Source organism: Kitasatospora sp. NPDC088351 (genome assembly GCF_040685575.1).
Classification (GTDB): Bacteria; Actinomycetota; Actinomycetes; order Streptomycetales; family Streptomycetaceae; genus Kitasatospora.
Map to the genome: position 1 here is coordinate 1 of NZ_JBFBIL010000113.1, position 7624 is coordinate 7624.

Sequence of the window (7624 nt, forward strand, 5' to 3'; positions counted from 1 at the left end):
GTCAGCCACGCCTTCCACTCCCCCCGCATGGAACCGATGCTGGAAGAGTTCCAGCACATCGCCGAGGGGCTCACCTACCACGAGCCGCGCATCCCCCTGGTGTCGAACGTGACCGGCGACATCGCCGCACCGGAACTGCTCTGCTCGCCCGAGTACTGGGTGCGCCATGTCCGTGAATCGGTGCGGTTCCACGACGGCATGACGGCCCTGAGCACCCGCGGAGTGACCCGCTTCATCGAGCTCGGCCCCGCCGGAGTCCTCACCGCCATGGGCCAGCCCTGCGTCCAGGACGGACAGTTCATCCCCCTCCTGCGCAAGGACCGCCCCGAAGAGGAAACCGCCGTCACCGCCCTGGCCCGCATGCACACCCTCGGCCTCACCATCGACTGGAACGCCTACTTCACCGGACACAACCCCCACCAGGTCGACCTGCCCACCTACGCCTTCCAACGCGACCGCTACTGGCTCGACGCACCGGTCCCCGAGCTCGACGCCGCCGGTGCCGAGGAGCCGTCCACCTGGCGGGACCACCTGGCCGCCCTGCCCGACGAGGCCGAGCGGCAGCAGGCCGTCGAGGAACTCGTCCGCAAGCATGCCGCGTTCGTCCTCGGCCACACCACGCCCGAAGCGATCGACACGGACCGGGCGTTCAAGGAACTGGGCTTCGACTCGCTCACCGCGGTCGAACTGCGCAATCAGCTGAACGCCGCCACCGGACTGCGACTGCCCGGCACGATTCTCTTCGACCACCCCACACCCGCGGCCCTGGCCCACCACATCCGTTCGTCCGCCGTGGATGCCGTGGACGCCGCAGACCTCGACGCGCAGGACCGCAACGCCGCCCTTCCCGCGTCGTCCCGGCCGCCGACTGCCACCGAAAGCGACCACGACCCGATCGCCATCGTTGCGATGAGCTGCCGGCTCCCGGGAGGCGTACGGACCCCCGAAGACCTGTGGGACGTGGTCGCCGCCGGCCGGGACGCCGTGTCGGGATTCCCCACCGAGCGCGGCTGGGACCTGGCGGACCTGTACGACCCCGACCCGTCGAAGCAGGGCAAGAGCTACGTCCGGGAAGGCGGATTCCTCCACGAGGCGGGCTGGTTCGACCCGGCCTTCTTCGGCATCAGCCCCCGTGAGGCACAGGCCATGGACCCCCAGCAGCGCCTGCTGCTGGAAACCTCCTGGGAGGCCCTGGAGCGCGCGGGTGTCCGGCCCGCGTCGCTGAAGGGCAGCCGCTGCGGGGTGTTCGTCGGCGCCATGCCCCAGGACTACGGGCCCCGCATGGAGGAGCCGGCCGAGGGGTACGAGGGCTACCTGCTGACCGGCAGCACCACCAGCGTCATCTCCGGCCGGATCTCCTACACCCTCGGTCTCGAAGGCCCCGCCGTCTCGGTGGACACCGCTTGCTCGGCTTCCCTGACGGCCATCCACCTGGCGGTACAGTCGCTGCGCCGCGACGAGTGCTCCCTGGCGCTGGCCGGCGGTGTCACCGTGATGTCCAGCCCCGGCATCTTCGTCGAGCTCAGCCGGCAGAAGGCGCTCTCCGCCGACGGCCGCTGCAAGGCGTTCTCCGCGCGGGCGGACGGCACCGGCTGGGGCGAGGGCGTCGGCATGCTCCTGCTGGAACGGCTGTCCGACGCCCGGCGCAACGGCCACCAGGTGCTCGCCGTGATCCGCGGCAGCGCCGTCAACCAGGACGGCGCGAGCAACGGCCTGACCGCCCCGCACGGCCCTTCGCAGCAGCGGGTGATCCGGGCGGCGCTCACCGACGCGGGCCTGTCCGCCCGGGACGTGGACGCCGTCGAGGCGCACGGAACGGGCACCGCCCTCGGCGACCCGATCGAGGCCGGGGCGCTGCTCGCCACCTACGGCCAGGACCGGACGGACGGACGGCCCCTCTGGCTCGGCTCGCTGAAGTCCAACTTCGCCCACCCCCAGGCGGCGGCCGGTGTGGCCGGCGTCATCAAGATGGTGATGGCCATCCGCCACGGCCTGCTGCCGCAGACCCTGCACGTCGACGAGCCGTCTCCGCACGTGGACTGGGAGTCGGGCGCCGTACGGCTGCTGACCGACCCGACGCCGTGGCCGTCGACCGGGCGCCCGAGGCGCGCCGGCGTCTCCTCCTTCGGCATCAGCGGCACCAACGCCCACGCCATCATCGAGCAGGCCCCGCAGGAGGCCGACGCACCGCCCGCGCAGGACTCCGGCGGGCAGTGCGCCGCCGGGACGACCACGGCCACGGCGGACCCGGAGCCGGAAACCTCCGCCGCCCTCCCCGGTCCCCTTGCCTGGACGATCTCCGGCAGGACGGAACAGGCACTGCGGGCACAGGCCGAGCGGCTGCGTGCGCACCTCGCGGCCCACCCCGGCGCCGGACTCGCCGACACCGGGTACTCCCTCGCCACCACGCGCACCGCGTTCGGCCACCGCGCCGCGGTCGTCGCGGACGACCGCGAGGGATTCCTCCAGGGACTCACCGCACTCGCGGACGGCACGACCGCGCCCAACCTGGTGCAGGCCACGGGCGGCGACCGGCGCAGAGTCGCCTTCGTCTTCCCCGGCCAGGGCTCGCAGTGGCTCGGCATGGCACAGGAACTGTGGCACGACTCCCCCGTCTTCGCCGGGCAACTGCGGGCGTGCGCCGACGCGTTCCGGCCGTTCGTCGGCTGGTCGCTGCTGGACGTGCTGCACGGCGAACCGGACGCGCCCTCGCTGGACCGCATCGATGTGATCCAGCCGACGCTGTTCGCGGTGATGGTGTCGCTGGCGGCCGTGTGGCGGTCGTACGGGATCGAGCCCGCGGCCGTGGTCGGACACTCCCAGGGCGAGATCGCCGCAGCGTACGTCGCCGGCGGTCTGACGCTCGAGGACGCGGCCCGCATCGTGGCGCTGCGCAGCCTGCTGTGGTCGGAACTCAGCGGGAAGGGCGGCATGATGGCCGTCTCCCTGCCCGCGGACGAGGCCCGCGAACGCATCGGGCGCTGGTCCGACCGGCTGTCGATCGCCGCCGTCAACGGCCCGAGGTTCGTGACCGTCTCCGGCGACCCCGGGGCGCTCGACGAGCTGTTTGCCGCGCTGGAGGCCGAGGGCGTCCAGGCCCGCCGGATCCGCGGTGTCGACACCGCCGGCCACTCCGCCCAGGTGGACATCCTCCGTGACCGCCTGCTGGAGGGGCTGCGGACGGTGACGCCGCTGGCCTCCCGCATCCCCTTCTACTCCACCGTGACCGGCGGCCGGCTGGACACCCGCGAGCTGGACACGCGCTACTGGTACCGGAACATCCGCGACACGGTCGAATTCGAGCAGGCCGGGCGGGAGCTGCTGGCCGCGGGCTGCACCGGATTCGTCGAATGCAGCCCCCACCCGGTGCTGGCGACGGCTCTCCAGGAGACGGCCGAGGACGCCGGGGCCGACATCGCCGTCGTGGGAACGCTGCGCCGCGAGGAAGGCGGAGCGCGGCGCTTTCTCACCTCCCTCGCGCAGGCCCAGGTCCAGGGGATCGAACCCGACTGGGAGGCCGTCTTCGCCGGGCACGGCGCGCGGCGGGTGGAGCTCCCGACCTACGCCTTCCAGCGCGAGCTGCACTGGCTCTCCCGCCCCGCCCCGGCCGGTGACGTGTCGACGGCGGGTCTGGAGCCGGCCGACCACCCGCTGCTCGGCGCCGCGGTCGCCCTGGCCGGCGCGGACGGTTACCTGTTCACCGGCCGCCTCGCCGTGCGGACGCACCCCTGGCTCGCCCACCACACGGCGCTGGGAACCCCGGTGCTGCCGGGCAGCGCCTTCGTCGAACTCGCCGTCCGCGCCGGGGACCACGTCGGGTACGAGCGGATCGAGGAACTGATCGTCGAAGCGCCGCTGGCCCTTCCCGCCGAGGGCGCGGTGGTGATCCAGGTCCGTCTGGGCGCGGCCGAGGACGACCGCCGGACGATCGAGGTGTACGCGCGGCCGGAGCAGGCCGGGCCGGAGCAGCCCTGGCGGCGGCATGCCACAGGTCTCCTGGCGGCCGGCGGCACGGCTGAGCCGTTCGACCTGACGGCCTGGCCGCCGGCCGGCGCGGTTCCGGCGGAGGGCGCCGGGGCGGACGGGATCACCGCCCTGTGGCGGCTCGGCGACGAGGTGTACGCCGAGGCCGCTCTCACCGAGGACACCACGGGCGAGGCCGCGCTGTTCGGCCTGCACCCCGCGCTGCTGGAGGCCGCCCTGGGCGCGGCGGACGCGGTCGGCCGTGACGACGACGGTGCCGCGGGCGCGGACCACGACGCCCGGCTGGCGTTCGCCTGGAAGGGCGTCTCGCTCCAGGCGACCGGTGCGTCCCACCTGCGCGTCCGGCTGACCCCCACCGGCCCCGACGGGGTGTCCGTCGCGCTCGCCGACCCGACCGGCCGGCCCGTGGCGGCCATCGACGAGGTGGCGCTGCGGGCGACCCGCCCGGAGGAGATCCAGGGCGGCCGGCCCGCGTTCCACCAGTCGTTGCAGCGCGTGACGTGGAGCCCGGTGTCCGGCGGCGGATCGCCCGGGCCCCGCCGATGGGCGGTCCTCGGCGACGACGGCCTCGGACTGCGTGCCGGCCTCAACCTGCCGGCTTTCCGCATGGACGCGGACCCGGCCGACGCACCGGACACGGCCGCACCGGACACGGTGCTGACGGCCTGCACCCTGCCCCACGGCACCGCCACAGGGACCGCGGACGCCGTACGGGACGTCACGCACCGGGCGCTGGCGCTCGTACAGCGCTGGCTCTCCGACGAGCGGTTCGCCTCCTCCCGGCTGGTGTTCGTGACCCGGGGCGCGGTGGCGACCGCCCCCGACGAGGACGTGCCCGATCCGGCCCACGCCGCCCTGTGGGGGCTGATCCGGTCCGCGCAGACCGAGGAGCCGGACCGGTTCGTGCTCGTGGACCTCGACGCGGACCCGGAGTCGCTGCGCGCCCTCCCGGCCGCGCTGGCCTCCGGTGAGCCGCAGAGCGCCGTCCGCGCCGGCGCCGTGCTCGCTCCCCGGCTCGCCCGGGTACCGGCCGACGCCCCGGCCGCTCCCCCGCGCTTCGACCCGGACGGCACCGTACTGATCACCGGCGGAACCGGGACGCTGGGCGCCCTGGCAGCCCGTCATGCCGTGACCGAGTACGGCGTACGGCACCTGCTGCTCGTCGGGCGCCGCGGACTCGCCGCCGAGGGCGCGAAGGAGCTGCGGTCCGAACTGACCGCGGCCGGCGCCTCGGTGACGGTGGCCGCCTGCGACGTCGCGGACCGCGAGGCGCTCGCGGACCTGCTGGCCCGCGTACCCGCCGAGCATCCGCTGACCGCGGTGATCCACACGGCCGGCGTCCTGGACGACGGCGTCGTCGCGGCCCTGACCCCGGCGCGGGTCGACGCGGTCCTGCGGCCCAAGGTGGACGCGGCGGTGAACCTGCACGAGCTGACCGCCGGCCTGGACCTGACCGCCTTCGTGCTGTACTCCTCCGTCGTCGCCACCATCGGCGGCGCCGGCCAGGCGAACTACGCCGCGGCCAACGCGTTCCTGGACGCCCTGGCCCGCCACCGCCGGGCGCACGGCCTGGCCGGCCAGTCGCTGGCCTGGGGCCTGTGGGCCGAGCGCAGCACCATGAGCGTCCACCTGGACGACACCGATGTGCAGCGGATGGCACGGTCCGGCGTCGCCGTCATGCCCTCCGCGGAAGGCATGGCCCTGTTCGACACCGCCCTCGCGGTGGGCGATGCCGCGCTCGTACCGGCACGCCTGGACCTGGCGGCGCTGCGCGCCCAGGCCGACACCCGGCCCGTACCCCACCTGTTCCGGGGCCTGGTACGGATGCCGAACCGGCGGGCGGCACAGGGCCTCGCCGACTCCGGCACCTCCTCGCTGGCCCAGCAGCTGGCGGGGCTGCCCGAGCCGGAGCGCCACCGGTTCCTGCTGGACCTGGTGCGCTCGCACGCCGCGGCCGTCCTCGGGCACGGCTCCCCGGAGGCGATCGCCCCGACCCGGGCGTTCCGCGAGGTCGGCTTCGACTCGCTGACCGCGGTGGAACTCCGCAACCGGCTGAACACGGCCACCGGGCTGCGGCTGCCGACCAGTCTCCTCTTCGACTACCCGACCCCCGAAACACTCGCCGCGCACATCCGCACCGCCGCACTCGGGGAGCCGGACATCGCCGCACCCGCGCCGGCGACGGCGGGAGCGGCCGCCGCTTCGGACGACGACCCGATCGCCGTCGTCGCGATGAGCTGCCGGTTCCCCGGCGGCGTGCGGAGCCCGGAGGACCTGTGGCGGCTGGTGGCCGACGGCGGCGACGTGATCTCCACCTTCCCCACCGACCGGAACTGGAACGTCGAAGAGCTCTACGACCCCAACCCCGACCAGCGGGGCAAGACCTACGCCAAGGAAGGCGGATTCCTCTACGACGCCTACGACTTCGACCCGGAGTTCTTCGGGATCTCGCCGCGTGAGGCGCTGGCGATGGACCCCCAGCAGCGCCTGCTGCTGGAGACCTCCTGGGAGGTCGTGGAGCGCGCGGGCATCGACCCGTCCAGCCGGCGCGGTACGCCGACGGGCGTGTTCATCGGCACCAACGGGCAGGACTACGCCTCGCACCTGCGGCAGCTGCCCGAAGACCTGGAGGGCTACCTGCTGACCGGCAAGGCCGCCAGCGTGGTCTCCGGCCGCATCGCGTACACCATGGGCCTGGAGGGCCCGGCGGTGACGGTCGACACGGCCTGCTCGTCGTCGCTGGTGGCGCTGCACCTGGCGGCGGAGTCGCTGCGCCGGGGCGAGTGCTCGATGGCGCTGGCCGGCGGTGTCACCGTGATGTCCACCCCCAGCCTCTTCATCGAGTTCAGTCGGCAGCGCGGACTGGCCCGCGACAGTCGCTCCAAGGCGTTCTCCGCGGCCGCCGACGGAACGAGCTGGGCCGAGGGGGCCGGGATGGTCCTGCTGGAGCGGCTGTCCGACGCGCGGCGCAACGGGCACCGGGTGCTCGCCGTGATCCGGGGCAGCGCGATCAACCAGGACGGCGCCAGCAACGGGCTGAGTGCGCCGAACGGCCCTTCGCAGCAGCGGGTGATCCGGGCCGCGCTGGCCAACGCCCGGCTGAAGCCCGAACAGGTCGACGTCGTGGAGGCGCACGGCACCGGGACGACGCTGGGTGACCCGATCGAGGCGGGCGCGCTGCTGGCGACGTACGGTCAGGGGCGTTCCGTGGAGCGGCCGTTGTGGCTGGGGGCGCTGAAGTCCAACCTCGGTCACACGCAGGCCGCTTCCGGTGTGGCCGGCGTCATCAAGATGGTGATGGCGATGCGGCACGGCGCGCTGCCCGCGACCCTGCACGTGGACGAGCCGTCCCCGCACGTCGACTGGTCGGCGGGCGCGGTCGAGCTGCTGACCGAGGCCCGCCCCTGGCCCCAGACCGGCGCGCCGCGCCGAGCCGGTGTGTCCGCGTTCGGGATCAGCGGCACCAACGCACACACCATCCTGGAACAGGCACCGGAAACCGACGACGAACCCCAGAGCTCGGCCCCTGCGGCGCCGGACAGCGCTTCCGTGGTGCCGTGGGTGGTGTCGGGCAAGTCCCCGGCCGCACTGCGCGCCCAGGCCGCGCGGCTGCGTGAGCAGGTGGCGGCGTCGCCGGAAC

Annotated in this window: 1 protein-coding gene; it reads left to right on the forward strand. The window is 74.2% G+C overall.

The window, feature by feature from the left end:
* Positions 1–27: 27 nt before the first annotated feature.
* The coding region (locus AB0P06_RS36390) for an SDR family NAD(P)-dependent oxidoreductase (RefSeq protein ID WP_363615214.1) at positions 28–7624 on the forward strand (7597 nt) is incomplete at its 3' end.